The sequence below is a fragment of the Poseidonibacter lekithochrous genome (assembly GCF_013283835.1).
GTDB lineage: Bacteria > Campylobacterota > Campylobacteria > Campylobacterales > Arcobacteraceae > Poseidonibacter > Poseidonibacter lekithochrous.
In genome coordinates this window covers 1753152-1770317 of the sequence record NZ_CP054052.1, presented here as the reverse complement: position 1 = coordinate 1770317, position 17166 = coordinate 1753152, and the positions used below count along the sequence as shown (strand labels likewise).

Here is a 17166-nt window from a genome sequence, read left to right as displayed (position 1 = left end):
AATAAAAGTACTAATGTAACAAATGATGTAATGAGCACTAAGATAGAGTTGTGTACTGAATAATATTAAATACTTTTTTTTCATTTCATATAAATATTGTATAAATAAATTAATTATATTATCACTAATTGATAAATAAAAGCAGTATCTTTTAATCATTTTCTTGTATACTGACAATATATATTTTTGTGTTAAGGTTATGTTATGGGAGATATAAAAGAACTACAAAAAGTTGCTTCATCGCTAAATATACTATATGTTGAAGATGATGAAGATATTGCAAAAACTATCATAAGTTATTTATCTAAGCTTTTCAAAGAAGTTGTATATGCAGCTAATGGAAAAGAAGGATTAGAGTTATATAAAGAAGCTCAATATGATATTGTAATAACTGATATAAATATGCCAGAGATGTCAGGTCTAGAAATGGCAACTCAAATAAAAGAAATAAATAATAAACAAAATATAATTATTATATCCGCATATTCAGACGTGGAAAAATTTGTAACCTCAATAAGACTTGGTGTTGATGGATATATTATCAAACCTACTAAATATGCTGAAATGAATAGCATATTATATAAACTTTCCCTAAAAATCAAAAACTCCTATGAAAATGATATTAATGAAGAACAACAAAAATTCTTAATGGATCATATTCGTCAAAAAAATCTTTTATTACGTCAGTACACTGATGTAATTGATAAAGTAGCTATTGTTTCAAAAACAGACTTAAGAGGAAAAATCATATATGCAAATGATTTTTTCTGTGATGTAAGTGGTTATACACAAGAAGAAGTTATAGGAAAAACTCACAGTATTGTAAGACATGAAGATATGGTTAAAACAGTTTATGTTGAACTATGGAAAACTATACAAAATGGCGATGTTTGGGAAGGTACACTAAAAAATAAAACTAAAAATGGAGAGCCATATTTTGTTCATGCCACAATCTTCCCAATTTTTGATGATAAAAACAAACTTGCTGAATATATTGGCATCCGATTTCTTACAACAAAAGAAGAGATGGAAAAACGTGAGTTTAAAAGAAAAGTTAGAACAAGTTACCAAGAGTACAAGAAGAGCAACCAAGAAGCGAATCAGCAAATAGCATTACTAAAAGAACAATTAACTAATAAAATGAAAAATGATCACCTTCAAAATGATTTAATAAATGGATTTAAAATTCGTCTTGCAAAAGCTGCTTCACAAATTGAATATTATGAAAAGAGAATTCATGAGATTGAAGTTCAACAAGAAAAGAAGTTTGAGTTTCATAGTAAAAATGTAAATGAAGTTACAGAGAGAATTAAAGATCTAAATAAAGACTTGTCAAAAAGAAAAGAAATGACAAGGGATTTACAAGAAGATAATGAAACTAAAAAACAAGAAATACTAAAACTAAATAGTGAAATTATTGACCAAAGAAATATCATTAAAGGATTAAGAGATACTATTAAAAATATAGATGAAGACCATGAAAACAAGGATAGAGCTTCGCTTTTTGATAAATTTATAAAGATCTAATTATATAAAATAACACTTTTTGATACTATTATCATACTTTTCTTTATTATAATTTATATTAGTAATAAGGAAAGAGCAATGAGAAGTTATGATCATTATAGAAAAAGCCTAAAAGTACTTTTTGTAAAATCTAATTCTTACTCAAGAAACATATCAATAAAAGTATTAGAAGAAAACTTTGATAATGTAACCATAGCCGAAAATGGTCTTGATGGTTATATGAAGTTTTTAAAATACAAAAATGATGAAGAAAAGTGTTTTGACCTTATTATCAGCGAAATAAATATTCCTAAAATTAATGGTATAGAAATGCTTGAGAAAATTCGTACAGTAGATGATATACCATTTATCTTCCTAACAACTGACAATAATCATACTACAGTTTTAAAAGCAATTAAATTAAATATCTTAAGTTATATAGTAAGACCACTAAATGTAGCTTCTGTTGCAAAATCAATTAATAAGAGTTGTAGAAAATTATATAAGCAATATACACAAAAGCTAAAGAGCGACGAGTCTTTAGCATAAGTGGACTTGTTAAATAAGAAAGTTTATTTAGCAGTACTTAGACATACTGAACTTAATTCGTATTTACCAGTTCTGTAGTTTAGTCTTTTTTTAAGAATATATTTATAACCAAGATTTCGACACTCTTGTTTACCTAGGCTTTTAATATCTTGTGTACATCCACTAAAAGCGAAAACTACAAATAAGAAAAATGTTAAAGATTTCATAATAGTATCTCCTTTTCACCAATATATTACTATACTAGGAAAAAGTACCACAATAGTGTCAATATTATTATAAATAATACTAATTTATAACATTTATTCTATATCCAAAGCTATAAATATTTTCTATATTTAATAAAGGAACTTTCTTTCTAAGTCTTGATATTACATTCTTTAGATTGGAAATATCTGGAGATTTATCCAAATCATCTTTCCATAAATGAATAACAATTTCGTCATTACTATAGGTCTTTTCAGGACTTTTAAGAAGTAAAGCAATTAGCAAGAATTCTTTTTTTGTAAGTTTAATTTTTGCACTATCTTGAACTAATTGACTGTTGTCTTTATCCCAATATAGATTTGAGCTTAAATTAACAGTTGAAGATAACTCTTCTGATTCTTCACTATTTATATGATATATCTCTTTTGAAATTTTATAAATAATATCAATGAAACTATTAAACTCTATAGGTTTTAATATAAACTGTGAAATTCCTACATTAACCAACTCCATTAAATACTCAGATTCATTATGAGCAGATAATATTATTAATTTTTGTTCAATGTTTTCTTTTTTGATTAATTTTGTTAACTCTACCCCATCTATTTTTGGCATACAAATATCAGTAATCACTAAATCAAAATACTTATTATTCTCTTCGTGGTATTTCATATACTTAGTAAAACCGTCCTGTCCATCAACAGCAATAGTAATATTCTTTTGAAAAATATCTTCTAATAACTCGCTAGTTTCTTTTCTAATATCTTCATCATCTTCTACAAAAAGTACATTTATATCTTTTGAATATTTTTCTAAGAGTATATAGTCAATCATTATTATTCCTTACGTTAAACCAATGGAAAATTTTACTATAATAAGCTTTATAAACACATAGGAATAATATATATGGAAAATCAATCAATTTCATGGGATACAACTCAAATTTTAGATAATACAATTGAGGGTATTATGATTATTGAAGATGGATTTATTAAAGACGTAAATAAGTCTTTATTAGAAATACTTCAATACACTAATAAATCTGATTTAATAGGAAACTTAGCTGTTGGTGTTTTAATGCCAACACTTACAAAAAAGTTCATAGAATTTAATACTGTTTTATTTCAAGAAGTATCTTTGCTTACTAAAGAAGGAACAATTATTCCAGCAATTATAAAAATCAAAGACATAACACTAAATAATCAAGAGTATAAAATGGTTTCTATTTTAGATATGACAGAAATTAAAGAGAAAGAAACATTATTAATTGAATCAGCAAAACTTGCAGAAATGGGTGAAATGATATCTGTTATTGCTCATCAATGGCGTCAGCCACTTAGTTCAATCTCTTCTATTGTTACAAGATTGATTATGAAAACAAATATGAAATCATTAAGTCCTGAATTACTAATAGAAAAAGCAAATGAAATAAATAAATATTTACAATATATGTCTAAAACTATTGATGATTTTAGAAACTTTTTTACTCCTACAAAAAGTAAAGAGTTAGTATCATTAAATGAAATTGTAAGTAATACTCAACACATAATTGAAAAAACTTTTGAATTAAAAGGTATAGAACTAGAAATTGAAGATCAAAAACTATCAAGACAATATTTATATAAAAATGAATTAAGTCAAGTAATATTAAATCTTCTAAATAATGCAAAAGATGCTTTATTAGAAAATAATATTAAAAGCCCAAAAGTTAGTATTAAATTCAAAGAAGATGATAAATTACAGTATATATTTATTGAAGATAATGCAGGTGGAATAAAAGAAGAGATAATTCATAAAATTTTTGAACCATATTTTTCTACTAAAGATAAGAAAAATGGTACAGGATTAGGACTTCACATTACAAAAACTATTATAGAAAAACATTCAAATGGAAAAATAAAAGTAAGTAATACAAAAGATGGTGCTATATTTGAGATTACCTTAGAAAAGTAATCCAAATATAGAGAATAAAGAATTAGTCGATGAACTCAACTACATCAGTTTGTCCTTCTCTTAATTGAGAAGATTGTTCGTTGATTCTATAACCAAATGGTAAAACCATAGCTACTTGATATTTTGTAGTATCTAATTTTAATACTTTTTCTAAGTTTTCTTTTTCAAATCCTTCAATAGGACAAGAATCTACACCTTTAATAGCAGCTGCCGTCATCATATTACCAGCAGCAATATAAGTCTGTCTTGCAGTCCAAGCATAAATATTTTCATCAGAACTTAGTGTATCTTTTAAATGATTCGCATATAAACCTATATAGAAATCTTTTTTCTCTTGAGGCATTTCTCTTCTAGAGAATTTTCTCATTGGAACTCCACTTTCAACTTTTACATCTTCAATAGCAGCTAAAATAATTACTAAATCACTACAAGTTGTAATTTGTGGTTGATCCCAACATACAGGTCTGATTTGTTTTCTTAACTCTTCATTATTAACAACTAAAAACTTCCAAGGTTCCATTCCAAAAGATGAAGGAGATTTTCTACCAGCTTCTAAGATAAAATTAAAATCTTCTCTTGATATTTTTTTAGTATCATCAAATACTTTACAAGCATGTCTATAGTCCATTGCTTCCATAAATTCTTTATTCATTTTTATTCCTTAAATTTTAATTTTTTCTAATTTATCAATTGTAATACTCTCTAATTTATCTTGAATATTTTGAATACAAGTTAGAAAGTGTTCTTTTTGTTCATGTTTAGATAAAGCATCCATACTTGCCCAAGTCTCTACAAATGTAAAAGAGTACTTGTCATTTAGGTCTTTATGAAAGTCATATTGAATACAACCCTCATCATTTGCATGAGTTTTTTTATGTAACTCAACTACATCAGCATATACTTCATCTAAAAAGTTCTCTTTAACTCTAAACTTTGCTACAACTACTACTTCATTCATTATTTATCCTTAAAATTAGATTCTAAGATATTTTTAAATTTATTAGTTTCAGAAATAATATCTAAATCACTTTTAAAAATATCATGTATTGCATAAGTCTTTACAGCTTCTGCACCACAAAATTGGAATACTTTATGTACAGCATAATTTGCTTCATCAAGTGATAATCCATCAAAGAATCCATCTTTATTATCAAATTCAGATTCTGGACAATTATATGTAAGGCTTAACATATATTTTTTATCAGTCATAATTCCACCTGAACCATATTTTTTTGAAGAATCACTTCTACTTCTTCCATCATTATTATATGTTACAGTCCCAACACCAGCTGAAAATATTTCATCTATGTATTTTTTTGTAATCCAAGGAACACTCATCCAATAAACTGGATATTGAAATAAAATATAATCAGCCCATTCAAACTTTTTCATTTCCTCAGATACTTCATAACCAGCATCAATATGTGTATGTTTAACAGTCATGTCATTTGATTGGAAAAACTCTTCCGCATTATCAATAAAATGTTGTGTTAATTTACCTTCAGCAAAACCATCGTATTTTTGGTGTCCATTAATAATTAAAATATTTTTCATTTTAAGCCTTATCTATATTATTTGTATTCTAGAAAATAACAATAGTTGTAAATTCCTTTTAAGTATTGATGGAGGAACTACAATTAAATAGATGTGATATTTAATATCATATTCTAATTTTTCAAATTTTTATCTACATCTATTTATAAAAAATTAATTAATACAAAAAGATTTACTAACTATTGTTTATCTAACTATAAAAGAAATCCTAATTCCAGAGAGAAACGAGTTCTGGAAGAGTCGTTTAAGAGTTCTTTTTTGTTTCGATATGAAAATTATATTCCTAATGAACTTAAATTCTGCTTACTTTACTTTAGGTAAGTAATAGAATTTAATTAACTTTATGATATACTTTCATCATATAAAGGATAAAAATGTATTTAATAAATGATAAAGAATATAAATGTTCAGTTGCAGTAACACTTGATATTTTCAATGATAGATGGAAGTTAGCAATAATCTGGCACTTATTAGAAAATCCTAAAAGATTCAAAGATTTACATGAAGATATTAATGAAATTACACAAAAAACTTTGACAGTAAAATTAAAAGAATTAGAAGAAAAAAACATAATTAATAGAGAAGTATTTGCAGAAGTTCCTCCAAAAGTAGAATATAGTCTGACTCCTATTGGTGATAAATTAAAACCAGTACTAAAAGAGATGTACAAATGGGGAATTAACTATGTTGAAGATTTTGGTGTTGTTACAGAACAAGAATCTTGTGAAGCGGAAGCTTGCTTGAAAAACAATTTCTAAAGATTTAAGTTGTGGAAAATTTTGCATTAATTGCAATAGCAATATTAGTAGGATATGTATTACAAAAATTTAAGATATTTCCAGAAGAAACATCTATAATATTAAACAAATATATAATATACATTCCCCTACCCGCGATCATATTATTACAAGTTCCAAAATTAACATTCTCTTTTGATGTATTAATTCCAACTATTATTGCTTGGCTTGTAATGGCATTTACAGCTCTTATTGTTTTATTTTTCGCAAGAATTTACTCTTGGTCAAAAGAGATTACTGGTAGTTTATTATTAGTATCTATTCTTACAAACAGTTCAATTATGGGTATTCCTATAATCGAATTATATCTAGGGGAAGAATCCCTACCTTATGTACTAATTTATGATCAATTAGGTACCTTTTTAGCACTTGCGGCTTATGGTACTTTTGTTACTGCTTATTATAGTGCTAGTGGTAATATTCATGCTAAAGTAATCGTACAAAAAATCATAACTTTCCCTTCTTTTATTGCATTAATATTTGCATTATTACTATTAGGACAAGAGTTTAATCCACTTATTACTGGTGTATTAGGTCAATTTGCAGCTACTTTAGTACCTGTTGCACTTGTATCTGTTGGATTACAATTACAGTTTAAACTTCCAAAAGATGATTTAAAACCTCTTAGTATTGCCTTGTTAATCAAACTAATTTTAGCTCCATTAATTGCTATTGGAATTTGTTATTTATTTGGATGGAATAATCTTGCAGGAAAAGCATCTATTTTTGAAGCAGGTATGGCTCCTATGATTACAGCGGGTGCAATGGCATCAATGGCTGGACTTGCTCCAAGATTAAGTGTTGCAATTGTTGGATATGGAATTATTTTCTCTTTTTTAACAACTTATATTTTATCGTTAATCATTGTATAGTAAAATACGTTCATATATATAAATACTAAACATAAAAGTAGTATTATATTAAAACAATTTATAATTAGGATAACTTATGTTAAAAATCGCTAGAAATATGTTATTAGCTTTAGCTCTTGCAAGTACTGCTAATGCGGCTGATAAACTATCAGAAAAAGAAGTAAAATCAATCGAGAAATTAGAACTATTTAATAAAGTTCAAATCAAAGTAACAAACGCTTTTGATACTGGAAGTTTATATTTATTAAAAGTTAAAGTAAATGGAAGAAGTGATGAAATTTATTTAACTAAAGATAAAAAGTTTTTAATTGCTGGTGATGTTATTGATACAACAAGCGGTGCTAAACTTACTGTTCCTGCTGACTTAAGTGCATTAGAAGGAAAAGAAGCCTTTACTTATGGTACTGGAAAAGATGAATATATTTTATTTACAGATCCAGAATGTCCATATTGTAAAAAATTCGAATCTTATTTCCCTCAAATAGCGGATAAAGTAAAAATCAAAGTTTTCTACTTCCCATTAGATTTCCACAAAAATGCTAAAGATATTTCATTATATATTATGAGCAAAAAAACTAATGATGGTAAAATTGCAGCAATGCATACAACAAAAGATACTCCTGAGTATAAAAACAGAAAAATTGATTCTACAACATTAAAGAATTTAACTGTTAAATTAGATGAACAAATTGAATTAGGTAGAGAGTTAGGCGTAGCTGGTACTCCTGCTGTATTTGATAAAGATGGTAATAAAGCAAGCTGGGTAGAAATGCTAGCTAAATATGGAATTCAAGTAAACTAATTTCATTAATAAGTATGCATCTTTGCATACTTATTTAAACAAATAAAAACTGCACTATAAAATATCCCCCAAATATCAACCAAGTAAATAAAACTAGTGATAAATAAATTGGTTTTAAACCAACATTTTTAAACTTTGAAAAAGATGTTTCCATTCCTAAAGCTGTCATAGCCATTGTTAAAGCAAAATTATCTAGATAGTTTATAGAAACAACAATCTCACTAGCTAATAAATCAAAAGAGTTAAAAGCTACAACAAATATAAAAAATACTGCAAACCAAGGGATTGTAATTTTTGATTTCTCACTATTTGTTTTTGAAATAGATGTTTTTAAAATCCAAATAGATAAAAGAATCAAAAAAGGTGCTAACATCATAACTCTAATCATTTTTACAATTACCGCATTTGAAGAGGCCTCTTCACCTAATACATTAGATGAACCAACCACATGAGCTACTTCATGAAGTGTTGCTCCTATATAAATTCCCATATTTTGAACACTCAAATCAATTAATCCTAATTTATATAAAAATGGATATAAAAACATAGCAATTGTTCCAAATACAACTACAGAAGATACAGCTATTGCACTTTTATAAGCTTCACATTTTAAAACACTCTCACTAGCCAATACTGCTGCTGCTCCACATATTGCAGAACCAGCACTTGTTAAAATAGTGATTTCTCTATCTAGTTTTAGAACTTTTATACCAAAGATATAACCAATCAAGAAAGTACTAGCTAACATTAAAAAAGCTACTAAAACTCCGTATATTCCAACATCTTGTAAGTTCTGAAAAGTTAATCTAAATCCATATAAAACAATTCCTATTCTTAATATAGTTTTTGTACAAAATATTATTCCACTTTGTAAATATGTAGGAAAATACTGTTTAATAGTATTTGCATATAACATACCTAATAAAATTCCGATAATCATAGCACTAATACCTAAGTCTTTAAAAAAAAAGAATTCTGAAAGGATTGTTGAAAAAATAGCTAAAAGTAATACAAATATAAATCCAATCATAATTTCTCCTTTTTATTTTCACAGTATAGTCCTATATTTTTAATTTGTAAAATATATTAATTTTAATATAATGATATATTTAATTAATAAGGCTTTTTATGACACTAAAAGAATTAAACTTTTTTTATAAACTATGTGACAACCCACAAGTTACCCAAGTAGCCCAAGAACTCTCGATTAGTCAATCAGCAATTTCTCTAGCAGTAAAATCTCTAGAGTCAAAACTTAATGAACAATTATTTGATAGAGTTGGTAAAAAACTGATATTAAATGAAAGAGGAAGATATTTCAAAGAAAAGACAATATCTCATTATCTAGCTCTAAAAGACTCAGAAAGCATTTTTCAATCAAACAAATTAGCAGGTAATATAAAAGTAGCTTCAAGTAAGACCATATCAAATTATATAATGCCAGATATTTATTATAATTTTTTATCAGAATATAAAGATGTAAGATTTGATATATCAACTATTAATACCACCAAAATTATTGAAGCAATACTAAATTCAACTTTAGATATTGGGTTAATAGAATCCAATACAACAAACTCAAATCTTATAAAAGAAAAATTATGTGATGATGAACTAATAATTGTAACATCTGATAAAAGTATTCAATCAAACCAGTTTATTGATACTATAAATAAAAAATGGATATTAAGAGAGACAGGCTCAGGAACTAGAGATATATTTATTAATAATCTAGGTGAGTACTCAAAAGATATTAATATCTTTATGGAGTTACAAGACTTTGAAGAGATTAAAACTGTTCTATTAGATAATAAAGACACTATTACTGCTATTTCAAAACTAGCAGTTCAAAAAGAATTAAAAGAAAAAAAGTTATTTGAAATAAAATTAAAAAACCTAGAGTTTAAAAGAGAATTCCATCTGGTTTATCATAAAAATAAATCAAAAAGTCTTCTTTTTCAAACCTTTGTAGATTTTTTAAAGTCTAAGTTTTAAAGCTCTAAAGCTTTGTTTACTGCTTCATTAGCATGAATTGTAGTTGTGTCATAAAGTTTTGTATTTGTATGTTCGTCTTTGATTAACATACAAATTTCTGTACAACCTAAGATAATACCTTGGGCACCTTTAGAGTTTAGATCTTCTATGATTCTTAAATACTCTTTTCTTGAATTATCATTTATAACTCCTAAACATAACTCTTCATAGATTATTTTATGAATGATTTTAATATCTTCTTTATTTGGTGTTATTACATCTATTCCAAAGTTATCAGTGATTCTATTTTTATAAAAATCCTCTTCCATAGTAAAAGCAGTACCTAATAGCCCTACTTTTGATATTCCATCATTTTGTAAAACCTTTGCAGTTGCATCTGCTATGTGAACTATTGGAATATCAATTTTCTCTTGAATAATAGGAGCTACTTTATGCATTGTGTTCGTACATATAAGTAAGAAATCAGCATTAGCATTTTGTATATTTTTTGAAGCTTCACTTAAAATTTCTGCTGTTTTATCCCAGTCACCACTATGTTGTAGCTTTTCAATCTCGTCAAAATCGACACTATAGATGACTACTTTTGCAGAATGTAAAGAACCTAATCTTTTTTTAATCTCTTCATTAATTTGTTTATAATAAAGTGCGGTACTTTCCCAGCTCATTCCACCTAGTAAACCTATTGTTTTCATCTATATTGTCCTTTTTTTTAATAGCGTAGTTATACAATATTTAGATTTTTTTTTCAAGTTGTATTTAACTTTATTATTATAGAATAATTTATAAAGCAATTAATTATTACTCTCAAGGGGAATATTATGAAAAAGCTACTACTTATTTTTACTCTATTTTTATCTACATTATTTGCAAGTGAGAATATTAAATTTGGGATTTACACTTCTGATAAACCATCAGATATGTATAAAAAATTTAAAACAGTTATTAATTATCTTGAAAAAGATTTAAAAGCTAAAGGTATTGATTCAAAAATTAGTCTAAAAATCTATCCAACTTATGATGCTGCTATTGATGGTCTTACAAAAGGTGAATATGATTTTGCTAGATTTGGTCCAGCTAGTTATATTATTGCAAAACAAAAAAATGAAAATATCAAATTACTTGTTATGGAAATAAACAAAGGTAAAAAGATTTTTAATGGAGTTTTTATTACTCACGATAAAAGTGGTATTACAAAACTAGAACAATTAGAAGGAAAAACATTTGCTTTTGGAAATAGTAAGTCAACAATCGGAAGATATTTATCTCAATCTGAATTACTAAAACATGGTATTGGCTCAGAAGAGCTAAAGTCATTTAAATATCTTGGAAGACATGATAAAGTTGCACTAGCAGTTTTAAATGAAGATTTTGATGCGGGTGTAGTAAAAGAAAAAACATTCAAAAAATATAAAAACAAATATCCAAATAAGTCATTGAAAATGATTAAAACATTTGATAATGTTACTAAACCTTGGGTAGTTAAAGAAAATATGTCTGAAAATGTTTATGAAGCATTAAAAGCTTCTATGCTTGGATTAAAAGACAAAAAAGTTTTAAAAGTATTTAAAGGTGATGGTTTTGTTGAAACAAACGATCAAGAATATAACTTTGTAAGAGAAGGTATGAATTTATCTAAGAGGTTCTAATGAAACTGTTAACTAAGATTACTCTTTTTGTATTATCTACATTAATTTTACTCTTATCAATATTCTCATACATAGTAATTAAAGATGAAAAAGAAACTCTTTCATCTTTACTTACTCAACAAGGAGAATTATTAGCAAAAACCGTATCTGCTGCAAGTGTAGAGATTATGCTAGTAGAAGATTATCCTGTATTAGACTCTTATTTATTAAATATTTCTACAAACTATAAAAGTATTGATTTTATTGAAATCATTAAAGAAGAAAAAGTTGTATCTTCTATTAAAAATCCTGATTCTAATGAATCAAATAAAGTATTAGAAATATTCAGCTCAAACATTACAATTGATGGTGATATTTTAGGAAATGTAAAACTGGGACTAACTACTGCTGAAAATGATAAAATTATCAATAAAAGAATTGAACAATTTCTTATCTCAACTCTTGTAATTTCAATACTTTTATTTATTATGCTTTTATATATAATCAAACACTACTTATTAACATACATAGAAAAACTAAAAGTCCATACTAAACTAATTGGTGAGGGGAAATACCATAAAACCCTTGATATTAATACAAAAGATGAGTTTGAAGAACTATCTCATAGTATTAATACCATGACTAAAAATATTGATGAATCTCACTCAAATTTAAAGAGACTAAACCTCATACAAGAGCAGCAAAAAATAGAATTAATAGAAGCAAATAAATCAAAAGATGATTTCTTAGCAAATATGAGTCATGAGCTTAAAACGCCTCTTAATTCTATCAATGTAATCTCTTCTGTAATGATGAAAAATAAAGATAGTTCATTAAGTGATAAGCAAGTGCAAAACCTATCTATTATCAATCATTGTGGAAATGATTTATTATTCTTGATTAATGATGTATTAGATTTATCAAAACTAGAAGCTGGTGAAATTACCTTGGATAACACTACATTTAATTTAAATAAATTAATGTTAGATATAAAAAATATGATTAAGCCTCAAGCAAAAGATAAAAATATTCAGTTTGTATTTGAGTATGAAGAGAATATCCAATTTATTTATTCTGACAAACAAAGAATCAAACAAATTGTAAAAAATCTTTTAAGTAACTCTCTTAAATTTGTAAAAGAAGGCACTATAGAATTAATCATAAAAGACCTAGATGATAAATTTAGTATTACAGTTAAAGATAATGGTATTGGAATTGAAAAGAAAAAACTAGAAAATATATTTGATAGATTTAAACAAGCTGACACAAGTACTACAAGAAAATATGGTGGTACTGGATTAGGGCTTGCTATTTGTAAAGAACTATCAACTTTATTAAATGGAAGTATTGATGTTCAAAGTGAAATAAATGTAGGTACTACTTTTACTTTAACACTGCCAAAGAATAGTAACAAAGTGGATAAAACACCACAAAAAACTATTGAAGTTGAAAATGATTTAAATAGTATGATTGATAATATCCAACTTAGTGAAAAACTAGATACGAACAGAGAAAGTAAAGAAGAAGCAAAAGAGAAAATCATATTACTTAATAATGACCCTCTTTCATTTATGGCATTGGTAATTGAACTAAAAAAGAGTTATGAAATAATACAAGTATCTTCAATAGAAGCTCTTCAAGAGAAAATTAAAACTAATACATACTCATTAATTATTATTGATATTAGTAAATTATCACAAAATGATTTAGATAATTCTTTAAATGAAATGGAAAATAAACTAATACTTGTAAGTAGTGAAGATGATAATATCCAAGAGAATATAAAAAATATTTCTATTTTAGAAATTAGAAAACCATTAATTAAAGAAGAGTTTATTTCAAGTATTAATTCAATTAAAAAATAAATCAAAATTTTTTGTATTGACAACATACCATACAGTATGGTATTATTCTTCCAAAGGAAAAATATGACAAAACAAGATTGGATTGATTCATCACTTAAACTAGTTTCAAAATATGGTGCAGATACCCTAAAAATTGATGTTTTGTGTAAGAAACTCAAAGTAACAAAAGGTTCATTTTATCATCATTTTAAAAGTCACAAGATATTTATTGCTGAGATTTTAGAGTATTGGTACAAAACTTTTACTCTTGATATTATTAATCAAATCAAAGAACATCAAGATAATCCAATTAAACAAATAGAACTATTAGATGAAATCATTTATTCAAAAGATTTAAATATTGAGATTGAGTTCAGAGCTTGGGGCCTTAGAAATAAATCTGTTTTGCCATATATGGAAAAAATAGATAAAGAAAGAATATTAGTAATAAAAAATATTCAAGAAAAATTAAATCCAAATTCAGATAAAAAAACAAATGAAAATATGGCAATCTATATTTATTGTCAATTTATTGGTTCACTATTTATTCAACCTAAATTATCACGAGAAAAACAAAAAGAACTTGATAATTTTTTCTTAAATTTAATACTACAAAAGGATACAAAATGCTAAGTGCAGTTTTTAGTTTTTATATATTTATAATCATGAGTATAATTACAAAATTCCATATTTATTGGTTACAAGGTGGTCTATGGCCAGGAAAAGACAAACAAGATTTTATTGATAAAGTTCTTGGAAATGGAAATGAAGTACCAGGATTAGTTGCATATATATTTGTGATTTTAACATTTGTTATTATGGCTATATTTCCACTAGCTGTTTATTATAATATTGATTTAGGAATTATATCAATGTATAAACAGTACGTATTTTTGGTATTTGCAATTATTTTCTTTTTAAGAGGAGCTACAATGTTTGTATCTTTTTTAGCAAAAAATGCAACACCTATTTTCTTAGAATACAACAAAAAGTTTTATGCACCACTATGCTTAAGTCTTAGTATTTCATATTTTTATTTATACACTTTATATATCTAAAGGAAGAGAACTCTTTCTTTAGTATTATCTTTTATACTATATATAGAAATAGTCAAACATATTTAGGCTCACTTTTTATATTATTAAAATGTTTCAAAATAATATTATATCCATCAAGCCTTTCTTCATGTTGCTTAATAACTGCTGGATGTGTTTTTGGATTGGACAATGCTTTTTCATGTAAAGAAATTACATCATTCAAAAAATTATCAAAATTAATATTCATTATTTGTACATCTTCATTCCATAAGTCTTTTTGCTTAGCTCCAGCATTAAATGATGATAATACTTCAAAACCAAAATGAACTTGTGATAAATTAGTTTGAACTTCTGAGAAAAGAGTGCTTCTATGATCATCATTATTAATTTCTCTTGCTGTTTTGTATAAAGCTTCATTAAAAGCTCTATCATTTGTAGTTCTTGTTGCGAATAACATAGTACTTACTTGGTTTGGTTTCATTACAATAGGAGCTTTATTAAGTTCATGTGTAGGGAGAGTTGATGGAGGATAAGCATAGTATTCAAATTTTTCTGCTTGTTCATAAGATAAACTATCCATCTCAGCCATAGTAATCTTGTCATCTTTGAGTATCTCTTTAAAATGTTTTCTGTCTTTTTCTGATAAAGAATCAAAAGCATTGTATTGATCCATAAATTTTAGAAAAAGTCCAGATTCTTCCTCTTTTATATTTTCTGAACTATTTAACATTGAAGCAAAAGTACTCTCTTCAGTTTTTTGAGGTTTTGTTGTATTTGCTATTTGATTATAATTTGTATAAATATTATTTGATACTTGCATTTTTTTCCTTATTGATATTATAAAAAGGAGAGATTTAATTCTCCTCTTTATTAAATATAAGTTGTATCTTTTAATGATAAATTATCATTCTTTATTTTTATAGATAATTAAATTATACATTAAAAAATAATAAAAAACAAACTAAATAGAAACTATACTTTTTCTATTACTTATATTATCTTTTATAATATGATGTAATTGTTGATTTTTCAATTGTATGATTGTTAATGTAGTAACCAACAATTGCAGGATTAGTCTCTTTTTTAAGTCCTAAAGTCTCCACATTTAAAGCATAAATAGTAAACTCATATTTATGTGCTTTATCACCTTTTGGAGGACAAGCTCCACCAAAACCTGTAGTTCCATAGTTTGTCATACTTTGAATAGCTTTTGTTGTTTCTTTATTACCAAAACCCTCTTCTATTGATCTAGTATCTTTATTAATATCAAAAGCAAGCCAATGCCACCATCCAGAACCAGTAGGTGCATCTGGATCATATACAGTTATTGCAAAAGACTTTGTACCTTTTGGTGCATTTTCCCATATTAATTTTGGTGAGATGTTTTCACCCTTACATCCAAAACCATTAAATTCTTGTTTTAATCCTAATTGTCCACCAATACTTGGGCTTTTTAAAGTCAAACCTTCTGCAAGTAATAGTGATGAACACATACTTAAAATTGCTAATATTTTTTTCATTTTAATCTCCTTTATTTGTATGTAAAGTTTATAATAATAAAAAAGTTATGTCTATTGGAAAAGATTTAATTTTTGTTGTTTTTTATTTGTTTTGGAGTTAGATTGTATTGTTTTTTGAAAACTTGGATAAACCAAGATAGATTATCAAAGCCACAAGACATACATACTTCACTTACATTTTTATCTGTAGTTTCTAGTAATATTTTTGCTTTTTCTAGTCTTTTTTTATTTTGCCATTTTTTTGGTGTTTCATTAAATACATCTTTGAATTTTTCTCTAAAAGTTAGAGCTGGTAGTTTAAATTTTGAAGCTAAATCCAATATATTATTTTCGTAAGAAAACTCTTTTTCAACTTGGATTTTAAAGTAGTTTGATTCATAAATAGAAGCTAATAAATTCTCAAAACAAGTTTTTGAAGAACTATTTAGAATATTCAAAAAAGCTTCTTCTAGTTTAAGTTTTATAATCTCTTCTTTATTGGATATGTCATTTGCAAAATAATTACAAGTAGTATCAATAAGAGATTTTAGCTCACTAGTATTATCTATTTTTAGAATATAAGACTCATCATCTTTTATTTTTTTTGGTTCTAAATTGTATTTATTAATAAAATCAAGAAGCAAACTATCTTCATATAAAAATAGCATTGCTTCGTAATATTCATCTAGAACTTCAGTCATTATATAATTACCACTTCTTAAGAACAAAATACTGTTTTCATCTACTTCTATAGTTTCATCTTTTAGATGTAGTTGTTTTATACCTTTTCGTACAAAAATTAAAATGTTGTTTTTTATATAAACTTCATTTTTGTGTTGCGGTTGTTTTTGTACATAATTACAAAAAGATATATTTGTAAGTTTGTTTATATTTGGTTCTAAGAATGTTGGTAATTCTATTTTCATGAC

21 protein-coding genes are annotated in these 17166 nt (G+C 25.9%); 11 read left to right on the top strand and 10 right to left on the bottom strand.

Going from position 1 to position 17166, the window contains the following annotated elements:
• The first annotated feature begins 204 nt into the window (after positions 1-204).
• Both ALEK_RS08415 and ALEK_RS08410 read left to right on the top strand, forming a co-directional pair.
• A complete protein-coding gene (locus ALEK_RS08415) occupies positions 205-1527 on the top strand; it encodes a response regulator (protein ID WP_071625607.1) in 1323 nt (440 codons plus the stop codon).
• A gap of 78 nt (positions 1528-1605) precedes the next feature.
• Positions 1606-2055 (top strand): response regulator transcription factor, encoded by a 450-nt coding sequence (locus ALEK_RS08410; protein ID WP_071625608.1) that lies wholly within the window; start codon positions 1606-1608, stop codon positions 2053-2055.
• Between the two features lie 23 nt (positions 2056-2078).
• Here the strand turns inward: ALEK_RS08410 and ALEK_RS08405 are convergent, their stop codons facing one another.
• Both ALEK_RS08405 and ALEK_RS08400 read right to left on the bottom strand, forming a co-directional pair.
• Entirely contained in the window at positions 2079-2261 is a 183-nt protein-coding gene (locus ALEK_RS08405; protein WP_071625609.1) for a hypothetical protein, read from the bottom strand.
• Positions 2262-2340: 79 nt separating this feature from the next.
• Entirely contained in the window at positions 2341-3093 is a 753-nt protein-coding gene (locus tag ALEK_RS08400; RefSeq protein WP_071625610.1) for a response regulator transcription factor, read from the bottom strand.
• A gap of 72 nt (positions 3094-3165) precedes the next feature.
• On the opposite strand from ALEK_RS08400, the gene ALEK_RS08395 reads away from it, so the two are divergent.
• Positions 3166-4212, top strand: coding sequence for a PAS domain-containing sensor histidine kinase (locus ALEK_RS08395; RefSeq protein ID WP_071625611.1), 1047 nt, complete (start codon positions 3166-3168; stop codon positions 4210-4212).
• Positions 4213-4234: 22 nt separating this feature from the next.
• Here the strand turns inward: ALEK_RS08395 and ALEK_RS08390 are convergent, their stop codons facing one another.
• From ALEK_RS08390 to ALEK_RS08380, 3 genes are read right to left on the bottom strand one after another with little or no spacing between them, the layout of a single operon-like run.
• Positions 4235-4864: an NAD(P)H-dependent oxidoreductase gene (locus tag ALEK_RS08390; RefSeq protein WP_071625612.1), complete on the bottom strand. Its 630-nt coding sequence runs from the start codon at positions 4862-4864 to the stop codon at positions 4235-4237.
• A 9-nt stretch (positions 4865-4873) separates the two neighbouring features.
• On the bottom strand, positions 4874-5170 hold the full coding sequence (locus ALEK_RS08385; protein ID WP_071625613.1) for a putative quinol monooxygenase: 297 nt from the start codon (positions 5168-5170) through the stop codon (positions 4874-4876).
• Positions 5170-5766 carry an NAD(P)H-dependent oxidoreductase gene (locus ALEK_RS08380; RefSeq protein WP_071625614.1) on the bottom strand — a complete coding sequence of 199 codons (597 nt, stop codon included), beginning with the start codon at positions 5764-5766 and terminating at the stop codon, positions 5170-5172. Before ALEK_RS08380 ends, ALEK_RS08385 begins: the two co-directional genes overlap by 1 nt.
• Positions 5767-6140: 374 nt before the next feature.
• Here ALEK_RS08380 and ALEK_RS08375 point away from each other — a divergent pair, with 374 nt between their 5' ends.
• The 3 genes from ALEK_RS08375 (at position 6141) to ALEK_RS08365 (ending at position 8237) form a co-directional block, all read left to right on the top strand.
• Positions 6141-6524: a winged helix-turn-helix transcriptional regulator gene (locus ALEK_RS08375; RefSeq protein ID WP_071625615.1), complete on the top strand. Its 384-nt coding sequence runs from the start codon at positions 6141-6143 to the stop codon at positions 6522-6524.
• A gap of 11 nt (positions 6525-6535) precedes the next feature.
• A complete protein-coding gene (locus ALEK_RS08370) occupies positions 6536-7435 on the top strand; it encodes an AEC family transporter (RefSeq protein WP_071625616.1) in 900 nt (299 codons plus the stop codon).
• A 76-nt stretch (positions 7436-7511) separates the two neighbouring features.
• Complete coding sequence (locus ALEK_RS08365) at positions 7512-8237, top strand: DsbC family protein (RefSeq protein ID WP_071625617.1); 726 nt, start codon at positions 7512-7514, stop codon at positions 8235-8237.
• Positions 8238-8271: 34 nt separating this feature from the next.
• Here ALEK_RS08365 and ALEK_RS08360 read toward each other — a convergent pair whose 3' ends face one another.
• On the bottom strand, positions 8272-9267 hold the full coding sequence (locus tag ALEK_RS08360; RefSeq protein ID WP_071625618.1) for a YeiH family protein: 996 nt from the start codon (positions 9265-9267) through the stop codon (positions 8272-8274).
• Between the two features lie 98 nt (positions 9268-9365).
• Here ALEK_RS08360 and ALEK_RS08355 point away from each other — a divergent pair, with 98 nt between their 5' ends.
• The gene (locus ALEK_RS08355; protein WP_071625619.1) at positions 9366-10232 is read left to right on the top strand and encodes a LysR family transcriptional regulator; all 867 of its coding nucleotides are present in this window, start codon (positions 9366-9368) and stop codon (positions 10230-10232) included.
• Here ALEK_RS08355 and ALEK_RS08350 read toward each other — a convergent pair.
• Positions 10229-10924, bottom strand: coding sequence for an aspartate/glutamate racemase family protein (locus ALEK_RS08350; RefSeq protein WP_071625620.1), 696 nt, complete (start codon positions 10922-10924; stop codon positions 10229-10231). The genes ALEK_RS08355 and ALEK_RS08350 overlap by 4 nt on opposite strands.
• 126 nt (positions 10925-11050) lie before the next feature.
• Here ALEK_RS08350 and phnD point away from each other — a divergent pair, with 126 nt between their 5' ends.
• From phnD to ALEK_RS08330, 4 genes are all read left to right on the top strand, one after another.
• Positions 11051-11878, top strand: a complete 828-nt coding sequence (gene phnD, locus ALEK_RS08345; RefSeq protein WP_071625621.1) for a phosphate/phosphite/phosphonate ABC transporter substrate-binding protein — start codon at positions 11051-11053, stop codon at positions 11876-11878.
• Positions 11878-13722, top strand: a complete 1845-nt coding sequence (locus tag ALEK_RS08340) for a sensor histidine kinase (RefSeq protein ID WP_071625622.1) — start codon at positions 11878-11880, stop codon at positions 13720-13722. The genes phnD and ALEK_RS08340 overlap by 1 nt, the downstream gene beginning before the upstream one ends.
• Before the next feature lie 63 nt (positions 13723-13785).
• Complete coding sequence (locus tag ALEK_RS08335; RefSeq protein ID WP_071625623.1) at positions 13786-14334, top strand: TetR/AcrR family transcriptional regulator; 549 nt, start codon at positions 13786-13788, stop codon at positions 14332-14334.
• Entirely contained in the window at positions 14328-14759 is a 432-nt protein-coding gene (locus ALEK_RS08330) for a DUF3995 domain-containing protein (RefSeq protein WP_071625624.1), read from the top strand. The genes ALEK_RS08335 and ALEK_RS08330 overlap by 7 nt, the downstream gene beginning before the upstream one ends.
• 52 nt (positions 14760-14811) lie before the next feature.
• Here the strand turns inward: ALEK_RS08330 and ALEK_RS08325 are convergent, their stop codons facing one another.
• The 3 genes from ALEK_RS08325 to ALEK_RS08315 all read right to left on the bottom strand — a co-directional run bounded on the left by ALEK_RS08325 (position 14812) and on the right by ALEK_RS08315 (position 17163).
• On the bottom strand, positions 14812-15558 hold the full coding sequence (locus ALEK_RS08325; protein WP_071625625.1) for a hypothetical protein: 747 nt from the start codon (positions 15556-15558) through the stop codon (positions 14812-14814).
• Between the two features lie 175 nt (positions 15559-15733).
• Positions 15734-16258 carry a YbhB/YbcL family Raf kinase inhibitor-like protein gene (locus ALEK_RS08320; protein ID WP_071625626.1) on the bottom strand — a complete coding sequence of 175 codons (525 nt, stop codon included), beginning with the start codon at positions 16256-16258 and terminating at the stop codon, positions 15734-15736.
• A gap of 65 nt (positions 16259-16323) precedes the next feature.
• The gene (locus ALEK_RS08315; RefSeq protein WP_071625627.1) at positions 16324-17163 is read right to left on the bottom strand and encodes a helix-turn-helix transcriptional regulator; all 840 of its coding nucleotides are present in this window, start codon (positions 17161-17163) and stop codon (positions 16324-16326) included.
• Positions 17164-17166: the final 3 nt, after the last annotated feature.